Genomic DNA, 18,417 nt, shown 5'->3' with positions numbered 1-18,417 from the left:
AGAGCCACTGTGAAAGTGTTGACTGTGTTTGGTACCCGGCCTGAAGCCATCAAAATGGCTCCGTTGGTACACGCATTGGCTAGGGATCCTGCCTTTGACGCAAAAGTGTGTGTCACTGCCCAGCATAGGGAGATGCTGGATCAGGTTTTGCATTTGTTTGGGATAACACCGGACTTTGACCTCAATATCATGCAAAAGGGGCAGGATCTGACCGATATCACCTGCCGTATCTTGCAAGGCATCAAGCCTGTATTGGAAGCGTTCAAGCCGGATGTCGTGCTGGTGCACGGCGATACGACAACAACAATGGCAACCAGCCTGGCGGCATTTTACCAACATATTCCGGTAGGTCACATTGAGGCGGGATTGAGAACGGGGGACTTGTATTCTCCGTGGCCGGAAGAGGCTAATCGTAAAATCGCCGGGCATTTGGCAATGTACCACTTTGCACCGACAGAAAATTCCCGCAACAATCTGTTGAAAGAATCCATTGCAGAAAACCGCATTTTCGTTACTGGCAATACAGTGATCGATGCCTTGCTGTCGGTGCGTGATCGTATTGTGAATGACGAAACCATGTCCGGTCAGCTTGCTGAATTTTATCCGTTCATTGACCCTAATAAAAAAATGATTCTGGTGACAGGCCATCGTCGTGAGAGCTTTGGCAAGGGCTTTGAGTGTATTTGCGAAGCATTGGCCCAAATAGCCAGAGCGCATCCTGATGTTCAAGTCGTTTATCCAGTCCATTTGAATCCGAATGTCAGCGAGCCTGTAAAGCGTATCCTACATGGCATTGATAACGTTATTCTTATCAACCCGCAGGATTACTTGCCATTCGTCTATTTGATGAATCATGCCTACATGATCCTGACCGATTCTGGTGGTATCCAAGAAGAAGCGCCTTCTTTGGGAAAACCGGTTCTGGTCATGCGCAATACTACAGAGCGGCCTGAAGCCGTCGATGCGGGCACCGTAAAATTAGTGGGGACCGAAACACAGACTATCGTTGCAGAAGTCACGCGTCTGTTGACGGATGACATCGCCTACCAACAAATGAGCCACGCTCATAACCCTTATGGTGATGGGCAGGCTTGCCAGCGAATTCTTGAAGCATTAAAGAAAAATCAGGTGACATTATGAATTTTGAAACAATTTCTGTTATCGGCCTTGGTTATATTGGATTGCCGACCGCTGCGGCATTTGCCTCCCGCCAAAAAATGGTCATTGGCGTTGATGTCAATCAACATGCGGTAGCAACGATTAACCGTGGCGAAATTCATATTGTTGAACCAGATTTGGATAAAGTGGTAAAAGCTGCCGTGGAAGGCGGTTACTTAAAAGCCGTGACCGCACCACAAGCGGCGGACGCTTTCTTGATTGCTGTGCCGACTCCGTTTAAAGGTGAACACGAACCGGACATGGCTTATGTTCGTTCTGCGGCTGAATCAATAGCGCCGGTTTTGAAAAAAGGCGATTTGATCATTTTGGAATCCACTTCTCCAGTGGGCGCAACGGAGCAAATGGCGGAATGGTTGGCGATAGTACGCCCTGACCTTTCATTTCCACAGCAAGCAGGTGAAGATTCGGATATTGATATTGATATTGCCTATTGCCCTGAGCGTGTGCTTCCAGGTCAAGTGATGGTGGAGCTTATCAAAAATGACCGCGTAGTCGGCGGCATGACGGCTAAATCTTCCCGCAGGGCAAGCGAGCTGTACAAAATTTTCCTTGAAGGTGAATGCGTTATCACCAACGCCAAAACGGCGGAAATGTGCAAACTGACAGAAAACAGTTTCCGTGATGTCAACATCGCCTTTGCCAATGAGCTCTCCCTGATTTGCGCCGAACAGGGGATCAATGTGTGGGAATTGATCAGTCTGGCAAATCGTCATCCACGCGTGAATATTTTGCAGCCCGGCCCGGGCGTGGGTGGGCACTGTATCGCGGTTGATCCGTGGTTTATCGTTTCCCAGAATCCTGAACAATCCCGTTTGATCCATACTGCGCGTTTAGTCAATGATGGCAAACCACTTTGGGTGGTTGACCAAGTGAAAGCCGCAGTGGCTGATTGTTTGGCAGAGAGTGGCAAACGTGCGAATGAAATTAAGATTGCCTGTTTCGGTCTGGCCTTCAAACCCAACATTGATGACTTACGTGAAAGCCCGGCAGTTCATATCACAGAGATGGTTGCCCAGTGGCATGCAGGGCAAACCGTGGCTGTTGAACCCAATGTACATGAACTGCCTAATTCATTAAAAGGCGTGGTCGAGTTGATGGATATGGATCAGGCGCTGGCAGAGGCAGACGTGGTATTAATGCTGGTGGATCACCGTCAGTTCAAGGCCATCAGTGGCAATGAAATAAAACAGAAATGGATTGTGGATACAAAAGGAGTTTGGCGTTGAAACGTATTCTAATCACCGGCGGTGCTGGTTTCATCGGCTCTGCGGTTGTCCGTCATATTATCAACCAGACGGAAGACAGCGTTGTTGTCGTGGATAGCCTGACTTATGCCGGTAACCTTGAATCGCTGGCACCGGTCGCCAATCATCCCCGCTATGCATTTGAGCAGGTCGACATCCGTCAGCGAGACGCCTTGGATCGTGTATTCCAACAATACCAACCAGATGCAGTCATGCATCTGGCGGCAGAAAGCCACGTTGACCGTTCCATTGATGGCCCCGCTGCTTTTATTGAAACCAATATCATTGGGACTTATGTCTTACTGGAAGCGGCACGCGCATTTTGGTCACAACTGGATCAAGAAAAACAGGCTGCTTTCCGTTTTCACCACATCTCCACTGACGAAGTTTATGGCGATTTACATGGTGAAGACGGGTTCTTTACTGAAACCACACCTTATGCACCGAGCAGCCCTTACTCTGCGTCAAAAGCCTCCAGTGACCACTTGGTCAGGGCATGGCGCAGGACTTATGGTTTACCAACGATAATCACCAATTGTTCCAATAACTATGGGCCTTATCATTTCCCGGAAAAACTGATCCCGTTGGTGATCCTCAATGCGCTGGAAGGCAAGCCGTTGCCGGTCTATGGCAAAGGTGAACAAATCAGAGATTGGCTGTATGTAGAAGATCATGCACGGGCACTGCATTTGGTGGTCAGTCAGGCTAAATCTGGTGAAACCTATAATATCGGCGGACATAATGAACGCCGCAATATTGATGTCGTGGAAACGATTTGTGCCTTGCTGGAAGAGCTTTGTTCTGAAGGAGAGAGTTCGGAAGGAAAAGGCCTGAGAAAACCAGCAGGAATTGCACATTTCCGGGATTTAATTACCCATGTGGCCGATCGCCCGGGACACGACATGCGTTACGCCATTGATGCGGCGAAAATTGAACGTGAATTAGGTTGGGTACCGCAGGAAACATTCGAATCCGGCATCCGCAAGACTGTGCAATGGTATCTGGAAAACGAGAATTGGTGGCGTAGAGTCCAAGATGGTTCTTATGCAAGAGAACGCCTTGGACTGGGAAATGAATAAGCCTTTCAGGGGGAACACATGAAAGGAATTATACTGGCGGGCGGCTCCGGCACCCGTTTGTATCCAATAACGCGTGGCGTATCAAAACAGCTATTGCCTATTTACGACAAGCCGATGATCTACTATCCGCTGTCGGTTTTAATGCTATCGGGAATACGCGATATCCTGATTATCTCTACGCCGGAAGATTTACCGGCCTTTAAACGGCTGCTGGGCAATGGCGAACAGTTTGGCATCCATCTGAATTATGCTGAACAACCTTCTCCAGACGGATTGGCGCAGGCATTTCTAATTGGCGAAGAGTTCATTGGTGATGATGCCTGCTGCTTAGTCCTCGGGGACAATATCTTTTTTGGGCAGGCATTTAGCCCGAAACTGCAAAGTGTCGTAGGCCGCAAGAGCGGTGCAACCGTATTCGGTTATCAGGTGATGGATCCTGAACGGTTTGGGGTTGTGGAATTCGATGATCAGTACCGGGTACTTTCCATTGAAGAAAAACCCGTGCAGCCTAAATCCAATTGGGCAGTGACCGGACTCTATTTCTATGACAACAAAGTTGTGGATTTTGCCAAACAAGTCCAGCCCTCTGCCCGTGGCGAACTGGAAATCACCAGCATTAACCAGATGTACCTGGAGCAGGGTGAATTGAACGTCGAGTTATTGGGGCGCGGTTTTGCTTGGTTAGATACCGGCACCCATGACAGCTTGATTGAAGCCAGTACATTTGTTCAAACGGTTGAAAAGCGGCAGGGCTTTAAAATTGCCTGTCTGGAAGAAATCGCATGGCGGAATGGCTGGCTGAGTACTGAACAGCTCAAAATTGCTGCCGCAGATTTGGCAAAAACAGGTTACGGCAGATATATCATGGACTTGCTTGATGTCTATTCACGCTAACCTTGAGCCGCTGGCTTGGGATAGCCAGTTTTTTGGCTTATCCACGGCGCGGTTGCATTTATTGCCGGAAACGCCGCCGGACGCTGTGGCAATAACGGCTGAACAGTTGGATGAATATGCATTGGTGCAGGCAAAAATTCCTGCACAGCAGACAGCCATTATTGATAGGCTGTCCGGTTTGGGTTTTTCTTTGGTGGAAGGTGAGGCGGACTTGCTGTTACCGATTGAATCCAAAGAGATAGTTGGCTTGGATGCAGAACTCATTTGTGCGATACCACAAGACATACCTGCCTTGAAGGCGGCAGCGGCGCAAGTATTCAAAGCCAGCCGCTTCCGCGAGCCGTGGTATCAGCCGGGAGACAGCGGCCGGTTCTATGCCGCTTGGGTTGAAAAGGCAGTATTGGGGACGTTTGATCACGAATGCCTGCTTATCAATGATGAATACGGCCAAATGAAAGGATTTGTCACGTTAAGAGAGCTTGGTGGCAATGAGGCACGTATTGGCTTATTGGCTGCGGTACCGGGCAATCACCATCAAGGAATTGGAACAAAATTAATGTCGGCGGCGCAGCTGTGGTGCCAGAACCATCAGATACAACGGCTGAGAGTGGCAACACAAATCAGCAACATTACTGCCTTGCGTCTTTATACACGTCGTGGTGCCATCATAGAAAGCACCGCATATTGGTTATATAGAGGAAGATTAAATGATTCCATTTAACAAACCACCGATAGTCGGCACAGAATTGCAATACATGCAACAGGCGATGAGCAGTGGTAAGTTGTGTGGTGATGGTAACTTTACCAAGCGTTGTGAAGCCTGGATGGAAGAGCGCTTTGGTTGCCCGAAGGTATTGCTGACACCATCTTGTACAGCATCATTGGAAATGGCGGCCATCTTGCTGGATATCCAGCCGGGTGACGAAATCATTATGCCAAGCTATACCTTCGTTTCGACTTCCAATGCCTTTGTGTTGCGTGGCGCGACAATTGTGTTCGTGGATATTCATCCCGATACGATGAACATTGATGAAACCAAAATCGAAGCAGCCATTACAGAAAAAACCCGTGCCATTGTGCCAGTACACTATGCCGGTGTGGCTTGTGAGATGGATACCATCATGGCATTGGCGGAAAAATACAACCTGTATGTGGTAGAAGACGCGGCACAGGGGGTTATGTCCACCTATAAAGGCCGTGCGTTGGGAGCGATTGGGCATATTGGTTGTTTTAGCTTCCATGAAACTAAAAACTACTCCGCCGGTGGTGAAGGTGGTGCGATATTAATCAATGATAAATCCATGATTAATCGTGCAGAAATCGTTCGTGAAAAAGGCACCAACCGTGCACAACTCTTCCGTGGGCAAGTGGATAAATATACTTGGTACGATATAGGCTCCAGCTACCTGTTGTCTGATCTGCAGGCTGCCTACTTGTGGGGGCAGTTGGAAGTGGCTGAGGAAATCAATCAACGCCGCCTGGCATTGTGGGATAACTACTATCAAGCATTGAAGCCGTTAGCGGAAGCGGGTCGTTTAACGTTACCGATCGTACCCGAAGGTTTGGAACACAATGCCCATATGTTCTATATCAAATTAAAAGATGTAGAAGAGCGTAGTGAATTTAATCGTTATATGAAAGAACACGACATCTTGAGTGTATTCCACTACGTTGCCTTGCATTCCAGCCCTGCCGGTGAGAAATGTGGCCGCTTCCACGGAGAAGACCGCTTTACGACCAGTGAAAGTGAGCGTTTAGTTCGTTTGCCGATGTTCTACAACATTACCGATGAAGAGCAACAAGTTGTGATAAACCGCATCAAGGCGTATTTCTCCTGATATGTCACTTGCCAAAACTTCTGTTTGGACAGCCGCTTCCACACTGATCAAAATTGGTGTGGGGTTGCTGGTCATTAAACTGCTGGCGGTGTCCTTCGGCCCTACTGGTGTCGGACAGGCAGGTAATTTTCGCCAACTTATTACCGTACTGGGGGTACTCTCCGGTGCGGGGATTTTTAATGGTGTGACCAAATATGTTGCTGAATATCATCAGCAACCAGAAAAACTCAGGGTAGTATTGGGAACATCATCCTTAATTATTTTAGGTTTCTCGACGCTGTTGGCCGTGATTTTTCTCTTGTTCACCGATGCCATCACTGTCGGGCTGTTTGGCCATGACCGTTATACAAAGGTTGTACAGGCACTCGCATTTATCCAAATGGGGATTGCTTACGCCAATTATTTTCTGGCTATCTTGAAAGGCTTCAGGGATGCCAAGGGCAATGCACTTGCTATCATCCTCGGAAGTTTGACGGGAGTGGTTGCTTACAGTCTCTGTTATTGGCTGGGAGGCTATGAAGGTGCATTGGCAGGTTTGGCTTTGGTGCCAGCGCTGGTGGTGTTGCCCGCCGGAGGAATTCTCCTGCAACGCAAGGCCATTCCGCTCACTGCCTTGAAACCCATGTGGGATCGCGCGATTGCCAGCCATTTGGGCAAATTTACCCTGATGGCGTTGCTGACTGCCATTACATTACCCGTTGCGTATGTCATGATGCGAAACTTGCTGGCAGAGCGCTATAGCTGGGAAGAAGTCGGGATTTGGCAGGGCGTGAGCAGTATTTCAGATGCCTATTTACAATTTATCACCGCGTCTTTCACGGTTTATCTGTTGCCGACACTTTCACGTTTAAAGAGTAAGCAGGAAATTACCGGTGAGTTGATGAAAGCGTTGAAATTCGTCTTGCCTGCCGTTGCTGCTGCCAGTTTTTCAGTCTGGTTGTTGCGGGATTTTGTTATTTGGTTGCTGTTTACAGATAAATTCGCCACTATGCGCGGGCTATTTGCATGGCAGTTGGTGGGAGATGTGTTGAAAGTCGGTGCGTATGTGTTTGGTTATTTGGTGATAGCGAAAGCAGCGCTGCGTTTTTATGTCTTGGCTGAGATTAGTCAATTTCTCCTGCTGACGGGTTTCTCTCATTGGTTGATACCGAAAAATGGCGCATTGGGAGCAGCTCAGTCATATATGGCGACTTACATTGTTTATTTCATTCTTTGTTGTAGCGTATTTATCATTTATCGCAGGCGAGCATGACAACCCTAATTCACGTTCTGGGATCGGATATCCCACATCACAATCAAACGTTACTGCGTTTCTTTAATGACGTCCTGGTGAAGGAGAACGATTTTCCGGCCAAACCGTGTTTTATGGTGGTGTCAAAAGACCACGCATGGTTATCGAATTATCCCAACTTAACGATTGCGGTTTATGGCAACAAATCTGCATTGTCACGGGCGGTGATTGCGAAAGCACAGGAAAACAGAAGCACTCGTTTCTTGTTTCATGGGCAGTTTAACGCAGCGTTGTGGATAGCCTTATTGTTGGGCAAGATTAAGCGACATCAATTCTGGTGGCATGTCTGGGGCGCTGATTTGTATGAAGAATCCCGCCAACTGAAATTTCGATTGTTCTACCTGTTCCGCCGCTTGGCGCAAAAGCGGGTGGGGCATATTTTTGCTACGCAAGGCGATCTTCGTTACTTTGCTCAAGCTAACCCTGATATTCCATCGTCATTGCTTTATTTCCCAACCCGAATGGATCCTGCGCTGACGGTAACGGAAAAAACATGTTCACCGGCAGGGATCACGGTGTTACTGGGAAATTCAGGTGATCAATCTAATCGCCATATTGAAGCATTGCATAAAATCCACCACCAGTTTGGTGATGAAGCACGGGTCATTATGCCAATGGGGTATCCCGGCAATAACCAAACTTACATCCAAAGCGTGGAGCAAACCGCATTGTCGCTGTTTCCGGCGCAAAACGTCCGTATTCTGAAAGATAAAATGGCGTTTGACGAATATCTAACATTGCTGAGTCAATGTGATTTGGGTTATTTCATTTTTAATCGTCAACAGGGCATTGGTACGCTCTGTTTATTGATTCAATTTGGCATTCCGTTTGTTCTCAGCCGGCAAAATCCATTCTGGCATGATTTAACGGAACAGCAGGTTCCTGTGCTGTTTGATGGCGATGATTTGAATAAACACTGGGTGCAGGAAGCACAGCGCCAGATGCTATCCCTTGATAAAACGACCATTGCTTTTTTTGATCCCAATTTTATTGAGGGATGGAAAGTTGCCCTGTCAACTGCATCTGGAGAGGAACAATGACCTTAACGCAATTGACATTGACGCAATTTGGCGGGCTATTCGTTGTTTACATGATCTCACTGGTCTTTATCCTGACGTTGACATATCAGGAATTCCGGCGCGTCCGCTTTAATTTCAATGTCTTCTTTTCCTTGCTGTATTTGCTGACATTTTATTTTGGCTTCCCATTGACGAGCTTACTGGCGTTCCAATTTGATGTACGGGTCGTGCCAGCCGATGCGTTGTTGCATGCGATGTTGGCATCAAGTTGTTTTTACGCTATCTACTATGTAGCTTATAAAACCCGGCTCAGCAGTAAAACGGCCGCCTGCCACAACGATTCTGAGCCCTCATTGGTTGCATCACCACGCAAGCCGTTGTTCACGATGAATCGCGTAGAAACAAATCTGACTTGGTTCCTGCTGGCCAGCATTGCCATCGTTACCGTGGGCTTGTTCTTTATGCAGAATGGTTTCTTGCTGTTTAAATTACAGTCTTACAGCCAGATATTCTCCAGTCAGGTTTCCGGGGTGGCGCTCAAACGCTTTTTCTACTTTTTCATTCCAGCCATGTTGGTGATATTTTTCCTGAAACCAACCAAGATTCGCTGGCTGTGCTTTTTACTTGGAACCGTCGGATTTGGCATTCTGACTTACGTGATAGTCGGAGGCACGCGGGCAAATATCATTATCGCGTTTGCCCTGTTCCTGTTCATTGGCATTGTCCGGGGATGGATAACCCTGTGGATGCTGTTTGCCGCAGGCGGTATGGGAATAGTCGGCATGTTCTGGCTGGCATTGAAACGCTATAGTTTGGATGTCAGCGGAGCGGAAGCATTTTACACTTTTCTGTACCTCACGCGGGATACTTTCTCTCCGTGGGAAAACTTGGCATTGTTATTGAATAACTACAGCAAAATAGATTTTCAGGGGCTGGCACCTATCATCCGTGATTTCTATGTCTTTATTCCCAGTTGGCTATGGCCGGACAGACCTGCCCTCGTCTTGAATACCGCTAATTACTTCACTTGGGACGTATTGAATAATCACTCTGGCCTTGCGATTTCACCAACATTGATTGGTTCGCTCGTGGTTATGGGAGGCGTATTCTTTATTCCTCTGGGGGCGGTAGTTGTTGGTCTTATCATCAAATGGTTTGATTGGGTCTATGAATCCGGAAAGCAGGAAACAAATCGTTATAAGGCTGCTATTTTGCAGGCTTTCTGTTTTGGTGCAATTTTTAACATGATCGTTCTCGCCCGTGAGGGCGTGGATTCTTTTGTTTCACGGGTTGTGTTCTTTTGCATTGTCTTTGGTCTGTGCCTGGTTGCGGCGAAACTGCTGTATTGGCTGTTTGAAAGTGCAGGATTGATCCGCAGGTTGGGCGCCCGCAATTCGGCCGTTTCGCAAAAAACATCCGCTGTGTTGGATGTAAGGAATAAAAATGGCGTTGAATAACATTGCCAAATATCGCATTCGTGGCCTCAGTATTTGGGGCTTTAAAGATATGTCGCATTTTCTTGCCCATCTTTTTCAAGATGGGCAGGTAAAAACAGGTACGCTGGTCGCGATTAATGCGGAAAAAGTCCTCACGGCAGAGCAAGACAACGCATTGAATATGTTGCTGAATGAGGCTGAATATTTATACGCAGATGGCATCAGTATCGTGCGAGCCATTCGTCGTAAATACCCAGAGGCAGACGTGTCACGCATTGCGGGAGCAGACTTATGGGAAGCCTTGATGGAAAAAGCCGGCCGTGAAGGTACGCCTGTTTTTCTGGTTGGCGGAAAGCCGGAAGTGTTGGCACAGACAGAAAGCAAATTGCGGGCGCAGTGGAATGTTAACATCGTCGGCAGTCAGGATGGTTATTTTACGCCTGAAGAGCGAGAGACTGTATTTGAGCGGATACATGCTTGTGGCGCCGCCATCGTTACTGTGGCAATGGGATCGCCTAAACAGGAAATCTTTATGCGTGATTGCCGCAAGGTTCATCCTGACGCATTGTATATGGGTGTCGGTGGGACTTATGATGTTTTCACCGGGCACGTCAAACGCGCACCGAAAATTTGGCAAAATTTAGGGTTGGAATGGCTATACCGTTTGCTCTCTCAACCAAGCCGCATTCGTAGGCAACTGAAATTGCTGAGATTCCTGAGTTATTATTACGGCGGTAAGCTTTAATTCGGGCATTATTTCTGTTTTAAGCCTGTTGCATCGATCGTATGCAGCAGGCACCCCTTCATTTTCCTGCCTTCACAGCCCAATAAAACGAGTATTGGTGCAATTTTACAATTTTTTATTTCACTGATTGGCAAAACGTGTTTTGATCCCAAACTTTTTACAACGGTTAATTATCAATTCCTGTATTTTTCTAATTGCAAATATAGACATCATATAACCTATGGATTTCGAGTTGTGTCGAGGCGGCAGGGGAACGAATTTGCCCGGCCAAAGGCTGGCCTCCGATGAAAGACAGGAGCTTTTCATCCATCCCCGGGAGCACGGATAACCGTATGTTGATAAAAACGGTAACTGGTGGGAGCGAGCGCAGCCAGCAAAGAGGCAACTTGAAAGACAACGGCTATACAAGTAGATAGGGAGTTTTATGAGTGATTCACAACAGGGCCTGCAAAGAGGGCTTGAGGCTCGCCATATTGAGCTGATTGCGCTGGGTGGCACAATCGGGGTAGGGCTGTTTATGGGGTCAGCCAGTACTTTGAAATGGGCGGGTCCTTCTGTTCTGCTGGCCTATATCATAGCCGGCCTTTTTGTCTTTTTTATCATGCGTTCCATGGGAGAAATGCTGTTCCTTGAGCCGGTGACAGGTTCGTTTGCTGCGTTTGGGCATAAATACCTCAGTCCGTATTGGGGATGCTTGACGGCTTGGGGCTACTGGTTCATGTGGGTTTCGGTCGGAATTTCGGAAATTACAGCGATCGGGGTATATGCTGAATTCTGGTTCCCGGAGTTGCCTCAATGGGTTTCTGCGCTGGTGGCGGTTGGGCTGGTGGCTTTGGCTAACATGGCCGCCGTTCGATTGTATGGTGAATTGGAGTTCTGGTTTGCCATGATCAAAGTCACCACGATCATCGTAATGATCTTGATTGGCGTGGGCTTAATTTTCTTCGGATTAGGCAATGGCTGGCAGCCTATTGGGTTGGATAACCTGACCGCACACGGTGGTTTCTTCTCGGGCGGTTGGAAAGGCTTTTTATTCGCCCTTTGTATTGTTGTGGCGTCCTATCAGGGGGTTGAACTGGTTGGTATCACCGCGGGTGAGGCGAAAAACCCACAGGTGACCATCAAAAAGGCGATCAACAATATTCTATGGCGCATTCTGATTTTCTATGTGGGTGCCATTTTTATTGTTGTAACACTGTTTCCCTGGACCGAAGTTGGATCGCATGGCAGCCCGTTTGTCATGACTTTCGCCAAAGTCGGCATTGCATCAGCGGCTGCGGTGATTAACTTTGTTGTATTGACGGCTGCACTTTCAGGCTGTAACAGCGGAATGTATAGCGGCGGCAGGATGTTGTATGCCTTGGCGCAAAATCGTCAATTGCCGGCTTCATTGTTGAAGTTAACGAAAAACGGTGTTCCTGCGCGATGCATTGCGATCACTATTGGGTGTTTGATAGCTGGCTCAAGCCTGAATTACTTGCTGCCAAATCCACAATCGGTTTTCGTTTATGTTTATAGTGCCAGCGTATTGCCCGGTATGGTGCCGTGGTTTGTGATTCTGGTGAGCCAGCTGCGCTTTCGCAAGCAGCATGCCGAAGCGTTGAAACAGCACAAGTTTAAATCAATCCTGTTTCCCTATGTCAATTACCTGACATTGATTTTCCTGTGCTGCGTGCTGATAGGGATGGCGATTAACCCGGATACCCGTTTCTCACTGATAGTCGGGGGAATATTTTTGCTGATCGTGTCACTCGTTTATTTTCTGGGCAAAACCATTAATAAGCCGAGAAAATAAAAATAGTTTTTCGATTAATGAATAAGCCATCAACTATTTAAGGTGGCATTGCGGTGGAAATGTGTTGTCTTTATCAACTAAATGAGCAAAGCGTAATCAAACGAATCATTTCTTTAAAAAAGCACTGGACAGTACGACATTAAATCCGTACTATCCTCCACCGCAACGGCGTTAAGCGCCCGTAGCTCAGCTGGATAGAGCGCTGCCCTCCGGAGGCAGAGGTCTCAGGTTCGAATCCTGTCGGGCGCGCCATTTAAAGCGTGCAAGAGCAGTGACAATGGGTTATCGTGGTTGGATGTTGTTGTAACTCTTATTGTAAGCAGTAAGAAAAGTAGTACGTAAAAAGCTGTTATGGTGGCTATAGCTCAGTTGGTAGAGCCCTGGATTGTGATTCCAGTCGTCGCGAGTTCGAGTCTCGTTAGCCACCCCATCTTTTTTATGAAACGCGAGGGTGGCGGAATTGGTAGACGCGCTAGCTTCAGGTGTTAGTGTTCTTACGGACGTGGGGGTTCAAGTCCCCCCCTTCGCACCATAAAAAAAGATGTTAAACAGTCATATTTCGGCGAGTAGCGCAGCTTGGTAGCGCAACTGGTTTGGGACCAGTGGGTCGGAGGTTCGAATCCTCTCTCGCCGACCAGATTCTGAGAAAGCCCCGCATATCGCGGGGCTTTTTCTTTTCGCTTTTTCTTTTTTCTGGTTTCTCTCTTTCTTCTTCTTTTTTCTTTCTTTTCCACCTTCTGCAAAGCATTTTTCTATTTTATTTCTGTTTGATTTCTCTATAACCGGCTTGAGATAAAAACTCTCTCCGCGACTTTTGCTTAAGTGTTAACTAAATGTTTTAAAAGCTATTTTTTCATAGATGTTGCGTTTTAACGACAAACCATATCTTTGATGTCTCAAATAGGAGACGCACAATAAATTGATTTTAAACGATTAAATTAAAGCAACTTGAATAGCGTCTCAAATGGGAGACGGTGTTTTTGATGTTTTCTTGTGAAAACTGAAAGGCTGATTATAGAAAGTCAGCGACTTCTGAGATAAAGGGAATTTATTCAACATGGAAAAAGTTGGCACGCTAAATGCATAATAGGAATTGTAGATGCTCATCCCACTCCTTATGACAGCATTTGGCTTCATAAACCTCGGGATGATGTAGAGCTGATTGTCAGTGCCTATGGTCCACGTTATAGATGAGTAAGCATCACTGTTTTTCATCACAAACCGGACACAACGTTGAGTGAGGCACTATCCGTCTGTAAACCTGATTGTATTTATACACCTGTCTTTTTCGATAGGTGTTTTTTTTTTTGCCTGCTGCCACTCATTTCAGGTTGCCTGACATTCCCCGGTAACATGGCAATCTGTTGATCAAACTGCTATCCATGTAACCGGAGATGCATTGTCTGGATATATAAGTGCAGTAATTTGGCATTTATCCGGCATATGCACTTAATCCCACCAACCAAAACAACAGCAGGGCAGATAGTTACGCTTTGATGTCACTATCACGCTTTAAAGTCAGCATAAAGCCTGTGTTGCGTGTTTGGGATGCTTCGTCACGTTTCTGCAATTTATCGAGGGCATCGGCAAGCCATGCATAATCATGGGCATCGGGCCGTTGCGCCAGCGCAGCCTTAAAAGCGGTTTCTGCATTTGCCCACTCACCACGATGCAAAGCAACTTGCCCCATTGTGCTGTTGAGCAAAGGTGTTGCGCCATGTTGATTTAACAAATGAGTCAGCGCTTTTTGCACAGCGTCGGCATTGTTTGTTTTAAGGCGTGGAATTAATAGCAGAAGACGTTCGTCATATTGCTGTTTTAATCCGTCCAGAATGATCTGCTGGGCGGGTTCTTGATCGTTGCACTCAATCAAATGCTCGGCCATGGAAACTTGCAGTGCGATAGCATGGCGAATTTTTCGGTTTTGATCTTTCCACCAGGTTTTCAGCCCCGCGCAGCCTTTTTCTGCCATGATTTGATTCATTAACCCGATGTAGGCTTGTTGCTGCAATTTATGAATTTTTTCCTCGCTGTACAGCTTGGCTTTCATCATTGACGGCAGGATATCAATCAGGGATGAATAAGCGCCAGATTGTGAGTAAGCCTGTTCAGCCAACCGCAAGACTTCTGGATGGCGAGGGGCGTTATTCAGCAAATTATCCACGCCAGCGCGTGCGGCATTGATTTCACCCTGCGCCAACTGGAGACGTACACGGGTGATATCCACTGGCAGTTGATCCTTATCGGCAACTTCAGCGGCATGTTCAATGTATTGGTTAGTGCGGCGGTAATCACCACGTTGCTGGGCGGCTTCTGCTGCCAGCAAATAGTTGACGACAGGGGATTCCGCATGGTCAATATTGCGGGTTATCAGGCGCTCAACTTGCTTGAAATCACCTTCTGCCAGTTTCAGCAGTGCCTGCTTGGTTTGCGAGCGTGCACGGTTGCGCTTATACCCGCCAAAAAGCCAGCTATGAGTCGATGTGCTGGTGCTTTTTAACCGACGGTAACACCAACCGATAAAAATGAGCAGGAATTGCAACAGGAGGAACATAATCACCAAGCCAGTTATGCTTGTGGTGATATTTTTACTGTCCGTCTGGATCAAAACATACCCTTGGTGTCCAGACAGCACCGGGCCAAGCACAATGCCGGCGATAAGGACAATGAACAATAATAGAATTTTCAGCATGCTCAGCTCTCCTCAATCAGTGTTTCTGCTTGATCAGATGCAGATGCGGGGGTTGGCTGAGATGGTATTTCTGGCTGGTCTTTGGGATTCGTTTTGGATTGGGCGCCGGTTTGGGACGGCGGTAAATTATAGATACGCTTACGCACCAGATCTGCCAGTATTGGCTGGCTACTCAGTTGTTCCGGAACATCAATAGAAAGCGGGCGCTTTGCCAGTGAATTCACATTTTCTAAGAAGGCTGCGGCTTCCGGAGTTGAGGTATCAAAATAGGCATTGACCCATTTGTCGACCTGTTCCAGAGCGTCCTTGTAAATCTTCGTTTGGTGACGCGGAACAGCCTGTGCGGCGATGAGCAGTTTGGAGCGGATATTCTCACGCAAATAGATATTCTGATTAGGTGCCAGCAACGGCTCTTTGCTGTTATCCCGGGGCGTGATGGTAATAAAATTATCCATAAAGCTGGACCAGCTATTGCTTAGGTTTTCTTGCCAGTCAGAGAGAGAAGACGTAATTTCACGTTCGTTCTCAGCCGTTGGCGCCGCTTTTTCCATTTTATCTGCCAAATGCAAGTCATCGACTTGGTTGGATAGATTATTCAACATCAGAATAATGCCATCTAAATCAATCTGCTTGATTTTAGTCAGAGCAATAATATCTGTATTGATTGCATTGCGGGCGTAAAGCAGGCTGGGATCATTCATTTCAGCCAGGTTATGGTCGGCATCTTTCAGCAAGGCGATTGCCGTGGGGATATCTTGATCACTCCATATTTTACGGCCTGCCATTGTAGCCAAAGAGCTTGCCTGTGCCAGACGCCAATTTTCGATATCTGTGCTCGAAAGTGCCGCAACCCGATCCCGCAGCACAGTCAGGTTTTCATCCAGCTGTTGTTTTTGTGATTCAGCTTTTTCTAACGATGCCTGTAGCTTTTTGAGCTGTTCATCAAAGTCCTGTTTATCGGCGGACTGTTGTTGGGTCAGAGAAGCAATTTGTTGCTGGAGAGTCGTTTTCTCAGCATTCAGGGCCGTATTCTGCTGTTTATTGTGATAATAAATATAAAGACCGCCAGCACCTACTGCCAGTGAAATGGCGATTGAAAGCACATTGCCCATCCATCCATAGCGTTTAGGTTGATGGGAAGGCGTTGTTTCAGGCTGCTGAGGGTGTGATATCTCAACCGCATCGGTGGATTGCTTTTGTTCCGTCATAATGGACATCCCATATTGGTTTATTCCAGTGCCTGCATTAAGGCGTCATTGTCTGCACTTTTGGCTACTTTTATCACTTGCCAGCCCAATGTCCGGGCAATATTGGCAAGGCGTTCGCTGACCACAATCAGGCAGCAACCCAATAACCACGCTTTTCCATCGCTGTCAGTTACTAAGTTATATAACAGTTGCAGCATTTCGCCACTCGTTACAACGATGGTTTTAATACCATGCTGTTGCCAGTGACGACTAAAATCGACCGCATGATATTTTACTGGCTGTCGTGAATAACATTCACAGTAATCCACTTCACCCCCACGCATTCTTAATGTAGAAGCAATAACTTCACGGCCACCATTGCCCCGAAGCAATAAGATCCGTTTATTGTTCATTTGTTGTAGAGCGGGAAGTTGCAATAACTCTTCACTGGTTTCGCCTTGCTCAGACCAGGCAATTTCCAGCCCGGCCTGTTGCTGAAACAGCAGAGAAGTTGATTTGCCGATACCATAATAAGATAGCTCATCAGGCCACGATTGACCTTCTTGAACCAGTTGTTTATCGGCATAAAGAACAGCGTTTTTCGATAACAGAAAAACCAGATCCCCCGCAGACAGACATTGCATCTTTTGTGACAACAATGGCAGGTCTGCCCCCGGATGAATTTCGATGAGAGGCGCGTTGAAGGCGGTTTTTCCCACCGCCTGCAATCGCTTGACCAAATCCTCTCCTGCGGGGGCAGGGCGGGTGATCAGAATGCTCATTCAGGTGGATTCCTCTGATATACGCAGGCCAAGATCTGGCGTGCGCCTTTTTCTAATAACTCCTCAGCCAATTCGATACCGGATTGACGGGCATTTTCTGGTGATACCACTCTTTCTCCACGCACGATGACTTTGCCATCAGGGGCGCCAACCAGTGCGCGTAACCATATTTTATCTTCTTGCCAGATTGCATAACTGCCGATTGGCACTTGGCAACCGCCTTCAAGACGCGTGTTCATGGCGCGTTCCGCCAGAACGCAAGTCTCTGTTCTGGCGTGATTCAGCGGTGCCAGAAGCTCACGGGTTTGTTTGTCATCCAGCCGGCATTCAATCCCGACAGCACCTTGGCCGACTGCCGGCAATAATAATTCTGGCGGCAATGGCATCCGAATACGCTCTTCCAACCCCAATCTCTTCAGCCCCGCGGCGGCAAGAATAATGGCATCATAATCGCCGTTATCGAGTTTGTTCAGGCGAGTACCGACATTGCCGCGCAAATCACGGATCACCAAATCAGGGCGCAACTGACGGATTTGGCATTGGCGGCGCAAACTGGATGTACCGACAACGCTGCCTGCGGGCAGTTCATCAAGAGAGGCGTATTCTACTGAAACAAAAGCATCCCGTGGATCCTCCCGTTCACAGATTGTGACCAACCCCAAACCGTCGGGAAATTCAACAGGAACATCTTTCATGGAGTGAACGGCAATATCTGCCCGTTTTTCAAGGAGGGCCAGTTCCAGCTCTTTGACGAAAAGCCCCTTACCTCCGACCTTGGCTAACGGAGTGTCGAGAATAACATCGCCACGTGTAACCATTGGAACTAATTCAACATGCAGTTCTGGGTGAAAGTGCTCAAGTTGCTTTTGAACATACTGGGCTTGCCACATCGCCAGTGGACTTTGGCGGGTAGCGATGCGAATGGTTTTCATTGTCATGGATAACTATATTGATTACGGCGGATTTTCAGCCACCAGTTAGTCACTAATTAGTGAGAAAATAGAATCAGTTTTAACATTTCAATGATTTTTTTTCCAGTTACGAAAATGGAGGAAAAAACAAAATAGTATATGGATATACAGCTTATAAGGTAAAAATAATTTTAATAATTAAAATTATATTTTATTTAAATAGTTAAAATAAACAAACAGATTGATTTAAAAGCAAATTGATATTTTTAATTTAACTTAATGATAAAAAGCGACAGAAGATATTTAACAATAAAAAATACGATTA

At 47.0% G+C, this 18,417-nt stretch carries 15 protein-coding genes and 4 tRNA genes; 15 read left to right on the top strand and 4 right to left on the bottom strand.

Annotated features, from left to right (window positions below; translation table 11 throughout):
- Positions 1-9: 9 nt before the first annotated feature.
- The 15 genes from wecB to BM100_RS04675 all read left to right on the top strand — a co-directional run bounded on the left by wecB (position 10) and on the right by BM100_RS04675 (position 13,157).
- Positions 10-1,140 carry a non-hydrolyzing UDP-N-acetylglucosamine 2-epimerase gene (wecB, locus tag BM100_RS04745; protein ID WP_092508430.1) on the top strand — a complete coding sequence of 377 codons (1,131 nt, stop codon included), beginning with the start codon at positions 10-12 and terminating at the stop codon, positions 1,138-1,140.
- Positions 1,137-2,405: a UDP-N-acetyl-D-mannosamine dehydrogenase gene (gene wecC, locus BM100_RS04740; RefSeq protein ID WP_092508428.1), complete on the top strand. Its 1,269-nt coding sequence runs from the start codon at positions 1,137-1,139 to the stop codon at positions 2,403-2,405. The genes wecB and wecC overlap by 4 nt, the downstream gene beginning before the upstream one ends.
- Positions 2,402-3,502: a dTDP-glucose 4,6-dehydratase gene (rfbB, locus tag BM100_RS04735; RefSeq protein WP_092508426.1), complete on the top strand. Its 1,101-nt coding sequence runs from the start codon at positions 2,402-2,404 to the stop codon at positions 3,500-3,502. Before wecC ends, rfbB begins: the two co-directional genes overlap by 4 nt.
- Before the next feature lie 18 nt (positions 3,503-3,520).
- Positions 3,521-4,396, top strand: coding sequence for a glucose-1-phosphate thymidylyltransferase RfbA (gene rfbA / locus BM100_RS04730; protein WP_092508424.1), 876 nt, complete (start codon positions 3,521-3,523; stop codon positions 4,394-4,396).
- Positions 4,380-5,117 carry a dTDP-4-amino-4,6-dideoxy-D-galactose acyltransferase gene (rffC, locus tag BM100_RS04725; RefSeq protein ID WP_092508422.1) on the top strand — a complete coding sequence of 246 codons (738 nt, stop codon included), beginning with the start codon at positions 4,380-4,382 and terminating at the stop codon, positions 5,115-5,117. The genes rfbA and rffC overlap by 17 nt, the downstream gene beginning before the upstream one ends.
- Entirely contained in the window at positions 5,104-6,234 is a 1,131-nt protein-coding gene (gene rffA / locus BM100_RS04720) for a dTDP-4-amino-4,6-dideoxygalactose transaminase (RefSeq protein WP_092508420.1), read from the top strand. The genes rffC and rffA overlap by 14 nt, the downstream gene beginning before the upstream one ends.
- A 1-nt stretch (position 6,235) precedes the next feature.
- Positions 6,236-7,486: a lipid III flippase WzxE gene (gene wzxE, locus BM100_RS04715; RefSeq protein WP_092508418.1), complete on the top strand. Its 1,251-nt coding sequence runs from the start codon at positions 6,236-6,238 to the stop codon at positions 7,484-7,486.
- The gene (locus BM100_RS04710) at positions 7,483-8,565 is read left to right on the top strand and encodes a TDP-N-acetylfucosamine:lipid II N-acetylfucosaminyltransferase (protein ID WP_092508416.1); all 1,083 of its coding nucleotides are present in this window, start codon (positions 7,483-7,485) and stop codon (positions 8,563-8,565) included. Before wzxE ends, BM100_RS04710 begins: the two co-directional genes overlap by 4 nt.
- Before the next feature lie 11 nt (positions 8,566-8,576).
- On the top strand, positions 8,577-10,001 hold the full coding sequence (gene wzyE / locus BM100_RS04705; protein WP_092508507.1) for an ECA oligosaccharide polymerase: 1,425 nt from the start codon (positions 8,577-8,579) through the stop codon (positions 9,999-10,001).
- Positions 9,988-10,725: a lipopolysaccharide N-acetylmannosaminouronosyltransferase gene (gene wecG, locus BM100_RS04700; RefSeq protein WP_092508414.1), complete on the top strand. Its 738-nt coding sequence runs from the start codon at positions 9,988-9,990 to the stop codon at positions 10,723-10,725. The genes wzyE and wecG overlap by 14 nt, the downstream gene beginning before the upstream one ends.
- A 424-nt stretch (positions 10,726-11,149) precedes the next feature.
- A complete protein-coding gene (thrP, locus tag BM100_RS04695; RefSeq protein ID WP_092508412.1) occupies positions 11,150-12,520 on the top strand; it encodes a bifunctional threonine/serine APC transporter ThrP in 1,371 nt (456 codons plus the stop codon).
- A 175-nt stretch (positions 12,521-12,695) separates the two neighbouring features.
- Positions 12,696-12,772: transfer RNA gene (locus BM100_RS04690), tRNA-Arg, on the top strand.
- A 102-nt stretch (positions 12,773-12,874) separates the two neighbouring features.
- A tRNA-His gene (locus BM100_RS04685) sits at positions 12,875-12,950 on the top strand.
- Positions 12,951-12,965: 15 nt separating this feature from the next.
- A tRNA-Leu gene (locus BM100_RS04680) sits at positions 12,966-13,052 on the top strand.
- A gap of 28 nt (positions 13,053-13,080) precedes the next feature.
- Positions 13,081-13,157: transfer RNA gene (locus BM100_RS04675), tRNA-Pro, on the top strand.
- An 849-nt stretch (positions 13,158-14,006) separates the two neighbouring features.
- On the opposite strand, the gene hemY is transcribed toward BM100_RS04675, so the two are convergent.
- The 4 genes from hemY to hemC are packed head-to-tail and all read right to left on the bottom strand — an operon-like array spanning position 14,007 to position 18,119.
- Entirely contained in the window at positions 14,007-15,212 is a 1,206-nt protein-coding gene (gene hemY / locus BM100_RS04670; protein WP_092508410.1) for a protoheme IX biogenesis protein HemY, read from the bottom strand.
- A gap of 2 nt (positions 15,213-15,214) precedes the next feature.
- Positions 15,215-16,420, bottom strand: a complete 1,206-nt coding sequence (gene hemX, locus BM100_RS04665; protein ID WP_092508408.1) for a uroporphyrinogen-III C-methyltransferase — start codon at positions 16,418-16,420, stop codon at positions 15,215-15,217.
- A 20-nt stretch (positions 16,421-16,440) separates the two neighbouring features.
- Positions 16,441-17,181, bottom strand: coding sequence for a uroporphyrinogen-III synthase (gene hemD / locus BM100_RS04660; RefSeq protein WP_092508406.1), 741 nt, complete (start codon positions 17,179-17,181; stop codon positions 16,441-16,443).
- Entirely contained in the window at positions 17,178-18,119 is a 942-nt protein-coding gene (gene hemC, locus BM100_RS04655; RefSeq protein ID WP_092508404.1) for a hydroxymethylbilane synthase, read from the bottom strand. The genes hemD and hemC overlap by 4 nt, the downstream gene beginning before the upstream one ends.
- Between the last annotated feature and the right edge of the window lie 298 nt (positions 18,120-18,417).

Origin of the sequence: Xenorhabdus mauleonii, from assembly GCF_900113945.1 — a bacterium.
GTDB lineage: Bacteria > Pseudomonadota > Gammaproteobacteria > Enterobacterales > Enterobacteriaceae > Xenorhabdus > Xenorhabdus mauleonii.
The sequence above is the reverse complement of the archived record's forward strand: the minus strand, read 5'-3'. Positions and strand labels throughout refer to the sequence as shown.